This is a genomic window from Aeromonas sp. FDAARGOS 1416, from assembly GCF_019048085.1.
GTDB classification, from domain to species: Bacteria; Pseudomonadota; Gammaproteobacteria; order Enterobacterales; family Aeromonadaceae; genus Aeromonas; species Aeromonas veronii.
In genome coordinates this window covers 1,506,202-1,521,685 of sequence record NZ_CP077301.1, presented here as the reverse complement: position 1 = coordinate 1,521,685, position 15,484 = coordinate 1,506,202, and the positions used below count along the sequence as shown (strand labels likewise).

General features: G+C 58.3%; 10 protein-coding genes and 1 pseudogene. 6 read left to right on the top strand and 5 right to left on the bottom strand.

Features of this window, described 5'->3' with window-relative positions:
- Positions 1–32: 32 nt before the first annotated feature.
- Positions 33–1,226: a class I SAM-dependent methyltransferase gene (locus I6L46_RS06750; protein ID WP_005336736.1), complete on the bottom strand. Its 1,194-nt coding sequence runs from the start codon at positions 1,224–1,226 to the stop codon at positions 33–35.
- A 113-nt stretch (positions 1,227–1,339) separates the two neighbouring features.
- The gene (locus I6L46_RS06745; RefSeq protein WP_216977704.1) at positions 1,340–2,770 is read right to left on the bottom strand and encodes a methyl-accepting chemotaxis protein; all 1,431 of its coding nucleotides are present in this window, start codon (positions 2,768–2,770) and stop codon (positions 1,340–1,342) included.
- Between the two features lie 82 nt (positions 2,771–2,852).
- On the opposite strand from I6L46_RS06745, the gene I6L46_RS06740 reads away from it, so the two are divergent.
- Positions 2,853–3,125, top strand: a complete 273-nt coding sequence (locus I6L46_RS06740) for an acylphosphatase (RefSeq protein ID WP_005345583.1) — start codon at positions 2,853–2,855, stop codon at positions 3,123–3,125.
- 15 nt (positions 3,126–3,140) lie between these two features.
- Positions 3,141–4,007: a CHAD domain-containing protein gene (locus I6L46_RS06735; protein ID WP_216977703.1), complete on the top strand. Its 867-nt coding sequence runs from the start codon at positions 3,141–3,143 to the stop codon at positions 4,005–4,007.
- Positions 4,008–4,144: 137 nt separating this feature from the next.
- On the opposite strand, the gene metG is transcribed toward I6L46_RS06735, so the two are convergent.
- Positions 4,145–6,178, bottom strand: coding sequence for a methionine--tRNA ligase (gene metG / locus I6L46_RS06730; protein ID WP_216977702.1), 2,034 nt, complete (start codon positions 6,176–6,178; stop codon positions 4,145–4,147).
- A 186-nt stretch (positions 6,179–6,364) separates the two neighbouring features.
- Here metG and apbC point away from each other — a divergent pair, with 186 nt between their 5' ends.
- The 4 genes from apbC to I6L46_RS06710 all read left to right on the top strand — a co-directional run bounded on the left by apbC (position 6,365) and on the right by I6L46_RS06710 (position 10,696).
- Positions 6,365–7,447, top strand: a complete 1,083-nt coding sequence (gene apbC, locus I6L46_RS06725) for an iron-sulfur cluster carrier protein ApbC (protein ID WP_204383191.1) — start codon at positions 6,365–6,367, stop codon at positions 7,445–7,447.
- A gap of 110 nt (positions 7,448–7,557) precedes the next feature.
- Positions 7,558–8,202, top strand: a complete 645-nt coding sequence (gene udk / locus I6L46_RS06720; protein WP_005352133.1) for a uridine kinase — start codon at positions 7,558–7,560, stop codon at positions 8,200–8,202.
- A 63-nt stretch (positions 8,203–8,265) separates the two neighbouring features.
- A complete protein-coding gene (gene dcd / locus I6L46_RS06715) occupies positions 8,266–8,847 on the top strand; it encodes a dCTP deaminase (protein ID WP_005336719.1) in 582 nt (193 codons plus the stop codon).
- A 376-nt stretch (positions 8,848–9,223) separates the two neighbouring features.
- Positions 9,224–10,696 carry an inorganic phosphate transporter gene (locus tag I6L46_RS06710; RefSeq protein ID WP_201995598.1) on the top strand — a complete coding sequence of 491 codons (1,473 nt, stop codon included), beginning with the start codon at positions 9,224–9,226 and terminating at the stop codon, positions 10,694–10,696.
- A 184-nt stretch (positions 10,697–10,880) separates the two neighbouring features.
- On the opposite strand, the pseudogene I6L46_RS06705 reads toward I6L46_RS06710, so the two are convergent.
- Together I6L46_RS06705 and rne are read right to left on the bottom strand one after the other, a co-directional pair.
- Positions 10,881–11,971, bottom strand: a pseudogene (locus I6L46_RS06705) (IS3 family transposase); the annotation flags it as partial.
- A gap of 115 nt (positions 11,972–12,086) precedes the next feature.
- The gene (gene rne, locus I6L46_RS06700; RefSeq protein ID WP_216977701.1) at positions 12,087–15,179 is read right to left on the bottom strand and encodes a ribonuclease E; all 3,093 of its coding nucleotides are present in this window, start codon (positions 15,177–15,179) and stop codon (positions 12,087–12,089) included.
- Positions 15,180–15,484: the final 305 nt, after the last annotated feature.

The window sequence follows — 15,484 nt, the reverse complement described above, 5'->3', positions numbered from 1 at the left end:
CTGATTGATCACAAGGAGAGGGTGGTTGCCGATCAGCGGGCGCGCACCACCAGACCCTTGAGGTAGAAGCCTTCCGGATAGGCGGTACCGATAGGGTGATCGGAGGCCTGGGAGAGCAGCTCCAGGATCTGGGCATCGCGACCGGCATCGAGCGCCGCATCAGCAACGATCTTCTGGAACAGACTCTGCTCCATCAGGCCGGAGCAGGAGTAGGTCAAGAGCACGCCACCCGGTGCCAGCAGCTGGAACGCCAGCATGTTGATGTCCTTGTAGCCGCGGCAGGCACCCAGCAGCTGGGCCTTGCTCTCGGCAAACTTGGGCGGATCCAGCACGATGACATCGAACTTCTCGCCCTTCTCGCGGTATTCACGCAGCAGCTTGAACACGTCGTGACGGACAAACTGGGTGTTGCTGGTATCCAGCCCGTTCAGCTCGGCATTCTGGCGGGCGATATCCAGCGCATTTTGGGAGAGATCGACGTTGACCACTTCCTTGGCGCCGCCCTTGAGAGCATAAACGCCAAAACCGCCGGTGTAGCAGAAGCAGTTGAGCACCCGCTTGCCTTCGGTGTACTTGGCAGCAGCCTGACGGTTATCCCGCTGATCCAGATAGAAGCCGGTTTTATGGCCGTTACGAATGTCTACCAGGATCTTGACGCCACCATTCTCTTCGATGACCACCGGTTCGTTCGGGGTCTCGCCATAAATGACGCCGGTGCGCTCTTTCAGCCCTTCCTTCTTGCGTACCGCCACGTCGGAGCGCTCATAGATGCTGCACTCTGGGTAGAGGGTACGCAGTGCTTGCGTTATCAGCTCGCGCTGGAACTCGGCACCGGCAGAGAGGATCTGGCACACCAGAAAATCGGCATAACGGTCGATGGTCAGACCCGGCAGGCCGTCGGATTCGGCGGCGCAGAGGCGATAGCCGGTGAGGCCCTGACGCTTGATCAGCGGATCGCGAGACTCTTGCGCATATTTGAGGCGACGGATAAAGAAGTCGAGATCGACGGTCTCATCCTTGTCGAAGGTCCAGACCCGGGCTCGGATCTGGGAGCTGCCTGACCAGGCGCCACGGGCGAGCCACTTGCCATCGTTGGCATAGATCTCGACGGTATCGCCGTCAATGGGGTTGCCCTGAACTCGCTCAATCCCCTTGGAGAAGATCCAGGGGTGGCGACGCAGCAGGGATTTTTCGCGGCCTTTGACGAGATAGATGGAAGCGCTCATGGATGTTTGCCGATGGTAGAAAGAAAAGGGGCCACATTCTATGTGGCCCGCAGGTAAAACTCAAACAACCCTGTGTAATGGATGGGGTTGCCCTGATCTGACACCTCATACGGTCAGAGCTTAATCCCCTTGAGTGCCTGGGTCAGTTCGCTGGCGGTGGCTTTAAGCCCCTGCGTACCGGCTACCGAGGCGCTGGCGGATTCTTCTACCTGCGCCGCTTCATGGCGTACCTGATCCAGATTGTGGGTGATCTCGGCGGCGACCGAGCTCTGCTCCTCGCTGGAGGTGGCGATCTGGGTGCTCATCTCTAGCACCGCATCGCTGTGGTTGCTCAACTTTTCGATATCGAGCCCCACTTCGCTGATGAGCTGCTGGCTGCTGGCGGCGCGCCCCACGGTTTTCTCCATGATCTCGTTCAGCGCGCCGGTACCGGTCTGCAGCTCTTCGATCATCTGCTTGATCTCCACCGTCGCCTGCTGGGTACGGCTGGCGAGGGTACGCACTTCATCAGCTACCACCGCAAAGCCGCGACCCTGCTCACCGGCCCGTGCCGCTTCGATAGCGGCGTTGAGGGCCAACAAGTTGGTCTGCTGGGAGATGGCGTTGATGACGTTGACCACCTCGTTGATCCGGTTGGCGTTGTGGGTGAGCCGCTCGACCGCGCCGGAGGCGTTGCCAATTTCGTCGGCCAGGGTGCGGATCGCTTCGATGGTGCGGGCTACCCGGTTGGCGCCATTGGCTGCCTCTTCGCTCGACTGGCGGGTTTGTTGCAGGGTGTCGTTGGCATTGCGCGCCACTTCGCGAATGGCGGCTGACATCTGCTCCATGGCAGTGGCCAGTGAATCCATGTGCTGGCGCTGGGAACGCGCCATGGTCTCGCCTTCGCGTGCATGGTCACGAAACTCATCGGCGGCCATGGTCAGCGCTTCGGCAGACTCCTCCACCAGTTTGACGATCTGGTGCTGGCGGTCGGTAAAGCGGTCGATGCTACCCGCCAGGGTGGAGAACTCGTCCCGCACCGGGAAGAAGTTGAGTCGGAAGGTGAGATCCCCGCCCGCCACGGTTTGCAGCGCCTTGTTGGTGGAGTAGAGCGCACCGGAGACAAAGGTCATCATGTAGTGGATCACCAGCGCCATCAGGGCGGCCAGCGCGCCGATGAGGAGCAGGGTCGAGCCCTGACCCTCCCACATGGAGAGGTTGCCGGTATCGAGATCACCGGTGACGTAGCCCGCCTGACCCGCTGGCGCGCTAAAGAGGTAGTGATCTCCTTGCTGCTGCAACCCGCTGCTGCCTTGCCGGGTCAGACGCAGATCAGCAGGCAACACCAGAGTGGGCTGCTGGCTGACCAGCTGCGCTGTGGTCTCGACCCGTTGCTGCAACTGCGCTACCCGCAGGGAGATCTCCTGCTGATGGCAGGCCGCCAGCATATACCAGCTGAGAAAGGCGATGATGAAGAGAGGTAACCAGAACGCGATATGGAATTTTTCACTGATGGTGAGGTGAATGAGATAGCGGTCAACCCACCGGAATTTAACTTCTTTCATAATGGAGCTGCATCCTGCAGAGATAGAGTGTCGGGCACATTATCGTCTCGGGAATTTTTTTCTTAAGCGGAAGGTGTGAGAAATGGGAGAGCAATCGTTTGTCATTCGGGTGTGGGGGCAGGTGCAGGGGGTGGGATTTCGCTATTTCACCCGTGAGCGGGCGCTGCAACTGGGTTTGCGGGGCCATGCCTACAACCTGGAGGATGGCTCGGTGGAGATCCTCATCAGCGGCCCCGCACAGGGGGTGCAGATGATGCTGGGTTGGCTGGAACATGGCCCGCGCACCGCCCGGGTGACCCGGATGGAGTATGAAGAGGCGCTGCCGCCCACCGGCCAGGGCTTTCACACCAACTGAAGGGGCGGGGACGAGATGGACGCTGACAAGGAAAGTCTGTTGCTGACTCAGGCAACAAGCTGGGTCGCCCGTTATCAGGAGGCGGCGCGAGCGGTGCGCGAAGAGGCCAGCGAACCGGCCGTGCATGGCTACCGTATCGCGGCGCGCCGCTTGCTGGCGCTGCTCGCCCTGTGGCGGCCACTCACCTATCATCCCGAGCTGGAGCAGCGTCTGCTGCGCTCGGTCGGGCGGCTCTCGGCGCTGCGGGATGCGCAGGTCTACGCCGAGCGTTTTGGCAAGCCGCCTGCCAGCACTGGTAATACCCACAAATCGGCCTGTCGCGTGCCCCTGTTGTCGCGGCGACTGGCCCGCTGGCTTGCAGCGGTGGCGCAGGTGCCGGATGCGCGTGCATTGGCATCGCTCTATCAGCAGCATCTTGCCCTGCGCCTTGATGAGGCGCAGAGCGCTCTCGATGAACCTATTCCCTGCGTTGGGAAGTCTGCCAGCTCCCGTCAGCAACAGTTGCGCCGCTGGCATCGGCTGCGCCTCGAGATCAAGCAGGCCCGTTATGGCGTAGAACTGTTGCTGGATCTGGGGAGTGGAGATCCCGGCTGGTTGAGCACCCTGACTCACTGGCAGGAGCGACTCGGTCAGTTGCAGGATTGGCGTCAATGGCGGCGGAGGTTGCGAGCAGAGCAGGAGGGCACCCACAAGCAGATGAAACTGCGGCAGCAGTTGAAGGGGAAGATCACTGCCCGTTTGCGTCAACTGGACTGCCAGCAGGCGGAGCTGGTGGCGCTTAAACTGGCGATGCAGGCAGGCCACAACGTGGATGACATGCCAAGTCGGCTGGTCAGGTATTCAGAACAAAATGTATCGACCGCGAATCCCGGTTGTGGATAGCCCCGAGACCGCAATCTACGAAAGCCAACCGCGACCAGCATCTACAAAAACTATCCAAGCCAAACAGGTGAGATAAAAAAAGAGAGGCCGTTTGGCCTCTCTTTTCTATCTGGCTGTGGTCGCAGTCAGCGATGTGCTTACTTGACGCGCATGCCAGGCTGGGCGCCTTCTTGCGGCTCCAGGATCCAGAGATCCTTGCCGCCCGGGCCTGCGGCCAGCACCATGCCTTCGGACATGCCGAAACGCATCTTGCGCGGCGCCAGGTTGGCCACCATCACGGTCAGCTTGCCTTCCAGATCTTCCGGGTTGTAGGCGGACTTGATACCGGCAAACACCTGACGGGTTTCGCCGCCGATATCCAGTTGCAGCTTGAGCAGCTTCTCGGCTTCCGGTACCGCTTCAGCCTTCTTGATCAGCGCGACGCGCAGGTCAATCTTGGCAAAATCGTCATAGGTGATGGTTTCGCTGATGGGGTCATCAGCCAGGGGGCCGGTCACTTTCGGTGCCTGCTCCTTGGCCAGGTCTTCCTTGGAGGCCTCGATCATGGCTTCAATCTTCGCAGGCTCGATGCGGGAGAAGAGGGCCTTGAACGGCGCAACGGTGTGATCGACCAGCGGCATCTCGATGCCATCCCAGCTGAGGGTTTCGGCCAGGAAGGTTTCGGCACGTTCGGCCAGCAGCGGCATGACGGGCTTGAGGTAGGCCATCAGCACGCGGAACAGGTTGATGCCAACAGAGCAGACCGCCTGCAGCTCGGCGTCAGCCCCTTCCTGCTTGGCGATAACCCAGGGAGCCTTGTCGTCCACATAGCGGTTGGCCTTGTCGGCTAGCGCCATGATTTCGCGGATGGCGCGGCTGAATTCGCGGCTCTCATACGCTTCGGCAATGGCGGTACGGGCATTGGCGAATTCGGCGTAGAGCTCGGGCTCGGCGCAGGTTGCTGCCAGCTTGCCGCCAAAACGCTTGGCGATAAAGCCGGCGTTGCGGGAGGCAAGGTTGACCAACTTGTTGACCACGTCAGCGTTGACCCGCTGCACGAAATCTTCGAGGTTCAGGTCCAGATCATCGATGCGGCTGTTGAGCTTGGCGGCGTAGTAGTAACGCAGGCACTCCGGATCCAGATGGTTCAGGTAGGTGGATGCCTTGATGAAGGTGCCCTTGGACTTGGACATCTTGGCGCCGTTGACGGTCACATAGCCGTGCACGTTGACCTTGGTCGGCTTGCGGAAGTTGGCACCTTCCAGCATGGACGGCCAGAACAGGCAGTGGAAGTAGGCGATGTCCTTGCCGATGAAGTGGTAGAGCTCGGCGTCGGAGTCCGCTTTCCAGTAGCTGTCAAAGTCGATGTCGCCGCGCTTGTTGCACAGGTTCTTGAAAGAGGCCATGTAACCGATGGGGGCATCGAGCCAGACGTAGAAATACTTGCCCGGGGCTCCGGGGATTTCGAACCCGAAGTAGGGGGCATCACGGGTGATGTCCCACTGCTGCAAGCCGCTTTCGAACCACTCCTGCATCTTGTTGGCCATCTCTTCCTGAATGGCGCCGGAGCCACGTACCCACTCAGAGAGCCATTTTTCAAACTGCGGCAGGTCGAAGAAGAAGTGCTCGGAGTCCTTCATTACCGGAGTCGCGCCGGAGACGGCAGATTTCGGATCGATCAGCTCGGTTGGGCTGTAGGTGGCGCCGCAGCTATCACAGTTGTCGCCATACTGCTCCGGAGACTTGCACTTGGGGCAGGTACCCTTGACGAAACGATCCGGCAGGAACATGGATTTTTCCGGATCGAACAGCTGGGAGATGGTGCGGCTCTTGATAAAGCCACCATTTTTCAGGCGGCCGTAGATCAACTCCGCCAGCTCGCGGTTTTCGTCGCTGTGGGTGGAGTGATAGTTGTCAAAGCTGATGTTGAACCCGGCGAAATCGGCCTGGTGCTCCTTGGAGACAGCGGCAATCATCTCTTCCGGGGTAATCCCCATTTGCTGTGCCTTGAGCATGATCGGGGTGCCGTGGGCATCATCGGCACAGATGAAGTGCACCTGATGACCGCGCATTCGCTGATAACGAACCCAGATATCGGCCTGGATATGTTCCAGCATGTGGCCAAGATGGATGGAGCCATTGGCATAGGGGAGGGCGCAGGTTACCAGCATTTTACGAGGATCAGTTGCCATATTACGTTCTTGATGTGCTTGTTGGGATGATAGAGTGCCGTGCATGTTACCCGAATTGGGGGTAGCCTGCCTAGGGTTGTGGCTATGCCAACCTTGGCAGCACCTGCTGTTACGATGGCAGGCAAGCCACTGATTTGTGTGCGGTAACCGTTCACCTCAAGATAATGACAAGATAATGAGGAGTTAATGGTGATTGATTCAGTAAAACAGATCCTCGCCGAATTTAAGCCAGCAGGCTGGCACAAGGATCTGGTGGATGCCGGATTCGTTCGCGAGATCATCAATCAGGGTCAGGGGCTTACTATCCGGCTGGTATTGCCGTTTGCCGGTCTCTCGCTGCTCGATCAGCTCAAAGAGAACTACGATGCCAGGCTGCGCAGCGCCACCGGCGCCGCCCGCATCGACTGGGCATTGGAGATTGACGTCGCCAGCATGCCGCGGGCGCAGGGCCTCAATGCCGTGCAGGGCATTCGCAACATCATCGTCGTTGCTTCCGGCAAGGGGGGGGTGGGCAAATCCACCACCGCGGTCAATCTGGCGCTTGCGCTGCAAAAAGAGGGGGCGCGGGTCGCCATTCTCGATGCCGATATCTATGGCCCTTCCATTCCCACCATGATGGGCACCCTCAAAGAGCGCCCGGTCAGCCATGACGGCAAGCTGATGGAGCCGGTGATGGCCTGCGGCCTCAAGAGCAACAGCATCGGCTATCTGGTCTCCGAGCAGGATGCCACCATCTGGCGTGGCCCGATGGCGAGCAAGGCGCTGGCGCAGATCCTCCATGAGACCCGTTGGGGCGAGGTGGATTATCTGGTGGTAGACATGCCGCCGGGCACTGGCGATATCCAGCTCACCATGGCTCAGCAGGTGCCGACGTCGGCGGCTGTGATCGTCACCACCCCGCAAGATGTGGCGCTGGCCGATGCTCGCAAGGGGATCGCCATGTTCAACAAGGTCAATGTGCCGGTGCTCGGCATCATCGAGAACATGAGTTATCACGTTTGCAGCGCCTGTGGTCATCATGAGCCGCTGTTTGGTACCGGTGGCGGCCAGAAGATGGCAGAGCAGTATCAAGTGGCGCTGCTTGGCCAGTTGCCGCTGCACATCGATATCCGCCAACACATGGATGATGGCTGTCCGACGGTGTTCGGCGCACCGGAAGGAAGCCTCGCTCAGGCCTATTTGAAGCTGGCGCGCAGGGTAGGGGCTGAACTCTTTTTCAGCGCAAAACCGATTGCGACCCCCCTCTATACCATGGCGCTGGATGAATAATCGGCGGTCGGTCACTTGAAAGGGAATTGAGGGTGGGCATGACCCACCCTTTTTTATATAATGGATCGGTTTAAACCATCCCCACTGCTCTTCTCTTTTAGGTATTTGTCATGTCTGATACTCAACATTCGTGTGTGATCATCGGTATTGCGGGCGCATCTGCGTCTGGCAAAAGTCTTATAGCCCAGACCATTTATGAAGAGCTGGTGGCCGAACTGGGCGCAGGTCAGATTGGTGTGATCACCGAAGATTGCTACTACCGTGATCAGACCCACCTGACCATGGAAGAGCGGGTCAAGACTAACTATGACCACCCCAACGCGCTGGATCACGACCTGCTGGTACAGCACCTGAGTCAGCTGGTCAAAGGTGACGCGGTTGCCATTCCCCAGTACTCCTACACCGAACACACCCGGATGAACGAAGTGACCCCGTTTGCGCCGCGCCGGGTGATCATTCTGGAAGGGATCCTGCTGCTGACCGACAGCCGTCTGCGGGATCTGATGGATGCCTCCATCTTTATGGATACCCCGCTCGACATCTGCCTGTTGCGCCGTCTGGTGCGTGATGTGCAGGAGCGTGGCCGCACCATGGACTCCGTGCTCAAGCAGTACCAGAAGACGGTGCGTCCGATGTTCCTGCAGTTTATCGAGCCGTCCAAACAGTATGCCGATGTGATCGTGCCCCGTGGTGGCAAGAACCGCATCGCCATCGACATGCTCAAGGCGCGTATTCGCCACATGTTGATTGGTTAAGATGAAACAAGCCGGGTGATGCCCGGCTTTTTTAAAAGCACAATTTGTCAGGAGAGTCGCCCAATGCGTCTGTGTGATACCGATATTGAACGCCATCTGGATGAAGGCAAGATCGTCATTGAGCCACGGCCCGGGGTAGAGCGGATCAGTGGTGTCAGTGTCGATGTGCTGCTGGGTAACGAGTTTCGGGTGTTTCGCGATCATACCGCGCCCTATATCGACCTGAGCGGCCCGAGCAGCGAGATGGCCGATGCCATCGATCGGGTGATGAGTGACGAGATCCACATCCCCGATGGCGAAGCCTTCTACCTGCACCCAGGTCAGCTTGCGCTGGCGGTGACCTACGAATCCGTCACCCTGCCTGCCGATATCGTCGGCTGGCTGGATGGCCGCTCTTCACTGGCGCGGCTGGGTTTGATGGTGCACGTGACGGCGCACCGGATCGATCCGGGTTGGTCCGGTCGCATCGTGCTGGAGTTCTACAACGGCGGTAAACTGCCGCTGGCGCTGCGTCCGAAGATGAAGATCGGCGCCTTGAACTTCGAGATGCTCTCCGGCGTCGCGGCCCGCCCCTACAACAAGCGGGAAAATGCCAAGTACAAGAGCCAGCAGGGCGCCGTTGCCAGTCGTATCAATCAGGATTGATAACTGGCAACACGGCAACGATTCAAGGGAGCACAAGGTGCTCCCTTTTTGCATCTGGAATCAAACGGATATGGGGTTGATGGTGCTGGTCGGATGAGATTGGCGGGGCAGGGACGTTTTATCACCACTTTCGCCCGTTTTTTGTCATAAAAACGTCATAAAAATGAAATTATTGGCTTAATTGTCAGCTATTTTTGCCCTTTCCCGCAATCATTGGTGGCTTTAATTAATCGATGGCAAGCCGCATGAGGACTGGCGCTAGGATATTTTTTTCCAAAAAGCTCTTTTTTTTTATGGCTGAAATATTTCAATGGTGGCTATGGTGTTGGCCGCCATCTGGCATAATCCGCCGCAACTCATAAACAGGCTTTTTTTTATGTTTGAAATGTTTAGTGGTTTGGGTTTGTGGTGGTCAATCGGTTTGGTATTGGCCGTTTTTTTTGTGCTTGCCTATGAATTTATCAACGGCTTTCACGATACCGCCAACGCGGTAGCTACGGTTATCTATACCAAGGCGATGCCGGCTCACCTGGCGGTTGTCGCATCGGGGATCTTCAACTTTTTTGGCGTCATGTTCGGCGGTCTGGGTGTGGCCTATGCCATTGTCCATCTGCTGCCCATTGACCTGCTGCTTGGGATGGACTCCACCCAAGGGTTGATCATGGTCTTCTCCTTGCTGTTTTCCGCCATCGTGTGGAACCTGGGCACCTGGTTCTTCGGGATCCCGGCCTCCAGTTCACATACCTTGATCGGTTCCATTCTGGGGGTAGGCGGCGCCTATGCCTGGATCACCCATAAACCGGTGACAGAAGGGATCAACGTGGGCAAAGCGATCGACATCATGCTTTCCCTCATCATCTCTCCCACCATAGGTTTCATCATCGCGGCACTGCTGCTGTTGGCGATGAAACGCATCTGGACCAGCAACAAGATCCACAAAACACCGGAAGAGCGTCAGCTGGTGGATGGCAAGAAGCACCCGCCGTTTTGGGCGCGTCTTACCCTGGTGGCCTCGGCCATGGGCGTCAGCTTCGTGCACGGCTCCAACGATGGCCAGAAGGGGATCGGTCTGGTGATGCTGGTGCTGATCTGCATGGCACCCGCTTATTTCGCGCTGGACATGAACAGCCGCTCCTATGACCTGGATCGGACCCAGGATGCCAACCAGCGCATCATGGAGATCTACCAGCGCAACCAGTCTGCCCTCTCTGGAGTCATCAACTTCTCTGCACCGGCAACGGCTCAGGAAGAGCTGATGACTCACTGCTCCGCCGATGGCGTGCTGCAGGCGATGGCCACCCTGGATGCCCGTCTGGGTGCCGTGCGTACTTATGATCAGATGAGCCTGACTGACCGCCGCGAAGTGCGTCGTCTGCTGCTCTGTATTGATGACACCGCCCGCAAGGCTGCCAAGCTGCCGCTGCCAGCCAAGGAGCTGACCGATCTGGCCAAATGGCGCAAGGATCTGACCGCGACCGCTGAATACGCACCGACTTGGGTTATCGTCTCCATCGCACTGGCGCTCGGTTGTGGCACCATGGTGGGCTGGCGTCGTATCGTTCATACAGTGGGCGAGAAGATCGGCACCACCGGCATGACCTACAGCCAGGGCATTGCGGCCCAGATTACGGCTGCAACCTCCATCGGGGTCGCCAGTCTGACCGGTATGCCGGTGTCCACCACCCACATCCTCTCTTCTGCGGTGGCGGGGACCATGATTGCCAATAAATCCGGCCTGCAGAGCCAGACTATCAAGACCATCCTGATGGCCTGGGTGCTGACCCTGCCGCTGACAATGCTGCTCTCCGGCGGCCTGTTCATCGTCAGCCACCATCTGTTTGGTGGATAACATCGCTATTTTTTCTAAGGGCCCGCGGGCCCTTTTTTCATATCTGCGATTCTCTTTGATATGCCAACAAACAAAGTTGTGCATTAAAATTATCAATAGGTGTGATGCTAAAAATTAACGCTTTGAATGAACTTTCTCAGAGATATACAAGCGCAAATACAGGAGAAAGCAGGGCGTTTTCCTGTAGCAACACTCCCTTCAAAATCCCGTTCACCCGCTCCGCCAACGCATTCTGATAACAGTCATACCCATCCGTCATCGAGCATTTCACCCCGTACCGTTCATGTAATGATTGATACAGTCCCGAGCAATACTGCACGCCGCGGTCCGAGTGATGGATTAGCTCCCCGCCGCCACGCCGTTGCTTCAGCGCTTTCTTGAACGCCATCGCCACCGATTCGGCATGCATCCCTTCGTGCACGTGATGGCCCACTATCTTGCGTGAGTACGCATCCGTCACCAGGCTCAGGTACAGCGGTCCGCTCCTGGCTGGCAGATAGGTGATATCTGCAACCCAGACCTGCTCCGGGGCCACCGGCGTAACCTGCTCTGGCCCCGCCTTGAGCAAGTTGGGATGACGGTAGAAACGGTGAAAACTGTGGGTGGTCTTGTGATACGCCCGTCTGGGTGGCACCAGCAGGCGGTGCTCGGTCAATATCCGAAACAGCCTGTCCCGCCCGACCTTGAGCCCGTCATCATCCTGACCCTGCAGCAGATAATGCAGCTTGCGAGTGCCCACCCGCGGTTGTCGCAGTCGAACCTGACGCACGAAGCGCACCACCTGCAATCCCTGTGCATGGCGCTCGTCGGCGACCCGATTGCGCTTGTAGTAAGCCTGCCGGCTTATCCCGAGAAACAGGCAAGCCCTGACAATGGTCAGCCTCTCGACTTGCCGCTGCGAGAGGACTTGCCGGGTCGCTTTTTTACGATGGAGACGCCGTAGTCATTCTTCAGTACATCGACGACGGCCTCAAAGAACTGGGCCTTCTGGCTCATCAGCGCCAGCTGTTGCTCGAGTTCCTTGATACGCTGTTCGGGCGTCTGGTTGTCGGGGTCAGGCATGGTGATGCTCCTGCCGGCACGAACAGAAGCCCCCTGGCTCCAATCTTGCCGACTAGGTTTACGCAACCATACCAGAACGGTGGAGCGGCCCTGAATGCCATAACGCACCTGAGCCTGTTTGTAGGTGAGCTCGCCTTTTTCAATCTGCTCGACCAGTGCCAGTTTAAAAGTCAGCGAGTAATCGCGCTGTGTCCGTTTCACACCTTGTCCCATCGGGTTCTCCATTTATTGGGGGAAAGGTGTAAACCATATTCAGGACGGGACAAAGAGAAATAAAAAAGCCACACCGGTTGGTGTGGCTTTTGTTTAGGGGATCAACCCGGGTTGCTTAGGGGCGACCGGCCGGGCAGGTGGCCACGTTGACGGCGGCTGTGCTGCCACCATGACGACCTGATGTGCTCACTTCGTTGCGTACCAGCGGCGGGTAGTTAACCGGCTCACGGGCAGGCAGGGCAGGGGCTTCGGCAGGGGTTGCCATCGGCGCGGATGCTTTGCGGGCACGAGCCAACAGGCCAGCACCGTGAGCTACCTGTTTTGTAACGACCGGAGTCTCTTCAATCGCAACGGCAGCGACAGGTGCCGGGGCTTCGACAACATCAGCTGGCATTTCGACTGCAGCCGGTACAGCTTCCACGACAGGAGTGTTGACAGCAGGAGCTTCTTCAACCACCGGAGCAGTTTCAACGACTTCAGCAGCCACCACGTCGATAGCCGGAGCGGCGACAACGGCAACTTCCGGCTCTGCTGGCACCACGACCTCAGCGACAGCGTTAACAACCGGGCTAGCGCTCACATCGGCTTGAGTTGCTTCAACCTGGGCTGCAGCCTGTTCGGCAGCTTCTTCTGCAACGGTTTCGACAACCACATGCTCGGTCAGTGCGGCAGAGGCTTGCAGGGCAGCTGCGACGGCTTCAGCGCTCGGGATGGTAACAACGGGCACTACCGGCTCTTCAACCTGCGCTTTGGCAATATCTGCCTGGGCTGCGGTGGTCAGAGTGGTAGTATCTTGCTGTTCTTCATCACGCTGGCTGCGGGCATCTTCGTTGATGCGCTTGCGGCGCTGTCCTTCGATACGCTGGCTGCGCGGAGTGCGGCGTGAACGGCGCTGGCCTTCACTCTGCTCTTCCTGCTCGTTACCCACGGTGGCATCGATCACTTCAGCTTGCGCAGGTACTTCGTCAACCGGCAGGGCAGGGGTGTCAGTAGCGGCGACATCGACGCGGATCTGCTTGCGCAGTTGGCGACGTTCGCGGCGCTCGGCCACTTTCTGCTCTTTCTCCTGACGTGGCTGGGCGGCAGCTGCATCAACGGCGTCTACTGCATCAACAACGACTTCGGCGCGCGGCTCACGGGGAGCACGAGGTTCACGGGCAGGACGTGGCGCACGTTCCTGACGCGGTTCGCGAGGCTCGCGCTCCTGACGGGGTTCACGTTCCATGCGTTGTTCGCTGCGTACTTCGCCACGAGCTTCACGCTCCTGACGAGGTTCGCGCTCTTTACGCGGACGGCGATTGCGGTTTTCACCAGCTTCGCGGTTGCCACCTTCACGCTTCTCGCCTGCTTCCGCATTGTTGCGGTTGCCACGATTGTCGTCACGACGAGGACGCTGACCACGGCCACGGCCTTCTTCGCGCTGGTGACGTTGACCTTCATCCTTGCGTGCTTCACGAGCTGCAGGTTTCTCGGCGGGCGCTTTCACGTCGGCAGGGGCTGCATCGCTGCTGAACAGGCCGGTAATGCCTTTGATCAGCTTGCTGAAGAAGCCGGCTTCGGCAGGGGCCGCAGTAACGGGAGCCGCCGGCTGTTGCGGTGCAACAGGGGCAGGTTGTGCCGGTTGGGCAAAGCCTTGCAGCAGCGGTTGCTCACGCTCGATCACCTGAGCTTGCTTCGGTTGGTAGACCGGCTTGGCAATCTCGGTTTTCAGCTCGTAGCTGGCCGCTTCCGGGATCTCGTTCTGACGAATGCGGGTCACTTCGTAGTGCGGAGTTTCCAGATGCTGGTTCGGAATGATGTAAACACGCACATCATTGCGCTGTTCCAGACTGGCGATGGCAGCACGCTTCTCGTTAAGCAGATAGGCTGCAACATCCACCGGCACCTGGCCGTGAACCTGCTCGGTGTTGTCCTTCATCGCCTCTTCTTCGATGAGACGCAGGATGGACAGGGCGAGGGATTCGTTGTCACGGATCACGCCTTGACCCTGGCAACGGGGGCAGATGTGGCTGCTGGACTCGTTGAGGGAAGGGCGCAGACGCTGGCGAGACATCTCCAGCAGACCGAAACGGGAGATACGGCCCAACTGGATGCGGGCGCGATCCTGATGAACCGCTTCACGCAGACGGTTTTCTACTTCGCGCTGATGGCGAACCGGCGTCATGTCGATGAAGTCGATAACGATCAGGCCACCCAGGTCGCGCAGACGCAATTGACGAGCAATTTCGTCGGCCGCTTCCAGGTTGGTTTGCAGCGCAGTCTCTTCGATATCGCCGCCCTTGGTGGCGCGGGAGGAGTTGATATCGATGGAGGTCAGCGCTTCGGTCGGATCGATAACGATGCTGCCGCCGGAGGGGAGGCGCACTTCACGCTGGAAGGCAGATTCGATCTGGCTCTCAATCTGGAAGTGGTTGAACAGGGCAACTTCACCCTTGTACAGCTTCACACGGTTGAGGAAATCCGGACGCACCAGCTCGATATGGGCCTTGGCGCGTTCAAAAATCACCGGATTGTCGATCAGGATCTCGCCCACATCGCGACGCAGATAGTCACGGATGGCACGCACGATGACGTTGCTTTCCTGGTGGATCAGCACCGGCGCAGCGCGCTCCTGGGAGGCTTTGTGGATGGAGTCCCAGTGGTTGAGCAGAACGTTCAGATCCCACTCCAGCTCTTCCGGCGACTTGCCCACACCGGCGGTGCGCACGATCAGGCCCATGCCTTCCGGCACGGTCAATCCGCTCAGAGCTTCTTTCAGTTCGGTCCGCTCATCACCCTCGATGCGGCGGGAGATTCCACCTGCACGGGGGTTGTTGGGCATCAGTACCAGGTAGCTACCTGCCAGGCTGATAAAGGTGGTGAGGGCTGCACCCTTGGTGCCACGCTCTTCCTTGTCGATCTGGACGATAACTTCCTGACCTTCGCGGACCACTTCTTTGATGTTGGGACGACCCTGATAGGAGTAACCGGAGGGGAAGTAATTGCGGGCGATCTCCTTCAACGGCAGGAAACCGTGGCGCTCGGCGCCGTAGTCAACAAAAGCAGCTTCAAGGCTGGGTTCTACGCGGGTGATCTTACCCTTGTAAATGTTCGCTTTCTTCTGCTCGTGTCCCGGACTTTCAATATCCAAATCGTAGAGCTGTTGTCCGTCAACCAGCGCTACGCGCAACTCCTCTTCTTGAGTTGCGTTGATAAGCATTCTTTTCATTGAGTTCTCATTATTGTGTCATTTTGATTTCCTCCATCTGGGTCCTGCCAGCGCCGGCCTCGGGTCTTCAGCATACTGGGGCAACCTCCCGGTTGGGGTATGCATGAGGCGCAAACTAAGGGCGTTCTGGTCATCACTTCTCGAGAAGGAATGAATAAGGATGCCGAAATGGAGACAAATAAACGGTGATGTTTGTGTTCTCCATGCGTTGTACCTCGCACCCGGGAACCGTCATGTTCTTGTATACACGGTGTTTCGGGATTGGGTGGCATACTTTTTGGCCACTTAGTACAAGGCTTGAACAC

Coding starts and splice junctions, on each gene's coding strand:
- udk (WP_005352133.1), top strand. CDS start 7,558: ATGTCTGATACTCAACATTCGTGTGTGATCATCGGTATTGCGGGCGCA.
- I6L46_RS06735 (WP_216977703.1), top strand. CDS start 3,141: ATGGACGCTGACAAGGAAAGTCTGTTGCTGACTCAGGCAACAAGCTGG.
- metG (WP_216977702.1), bottom strand. CDS start 6,178: ATGGCAACTGATCCTCGTAAAATGCTGGTAACCTGCGCCCTCCCCTAT.
- I6L46_RS06710 (WP_201995598.1), top strand. CDS start 9,224: ATGTTTGAAATGTTTAGTGGTTTGGGTTTGTGGTGGTCAATCGGTTTG.
- rne (WP_216977701.1), bottom strand. CDS start 15,179: ATGAAAAGAATGCTTATCAACGCAACTCAAGAAGAGGAGTTGCGCGTA.
- apbC (WP_204383191.1), top strand. CDS start 6,365: ATGGTGATTGATTCAGTAAAACAGATCCTCGCCGAATTTAAGCCAGCA.
- I6L46_RS06745 (WP_216977704.1), bottom strand. CDS start 2,770: ATGAAAGAAGTTAAATTCCGGTGGGTTGACCGCTATCTCATTCACCTC.
- I6L46_RS06740 (WP_005345583.1), top strand. CDS start 2,853: ATGGGAGAGCAATCGTTTGTCATTCGGGTGTGGGGGCAGGTGCAGGGG.
- I6L46_RS06750 (WP_005336736.1), bottom strand. CDS start 1,226: ATGAGCGCTTCCATCTATCTCGTCAAAGGCCGCGAAAAATCCCTGCTG.
- dcd (WP_005336719.1), top strand. CDS start 8,266: ATGCGTCTGTGTGATACCGATATTGAACGCCATCTGGATGAAGGCAAG.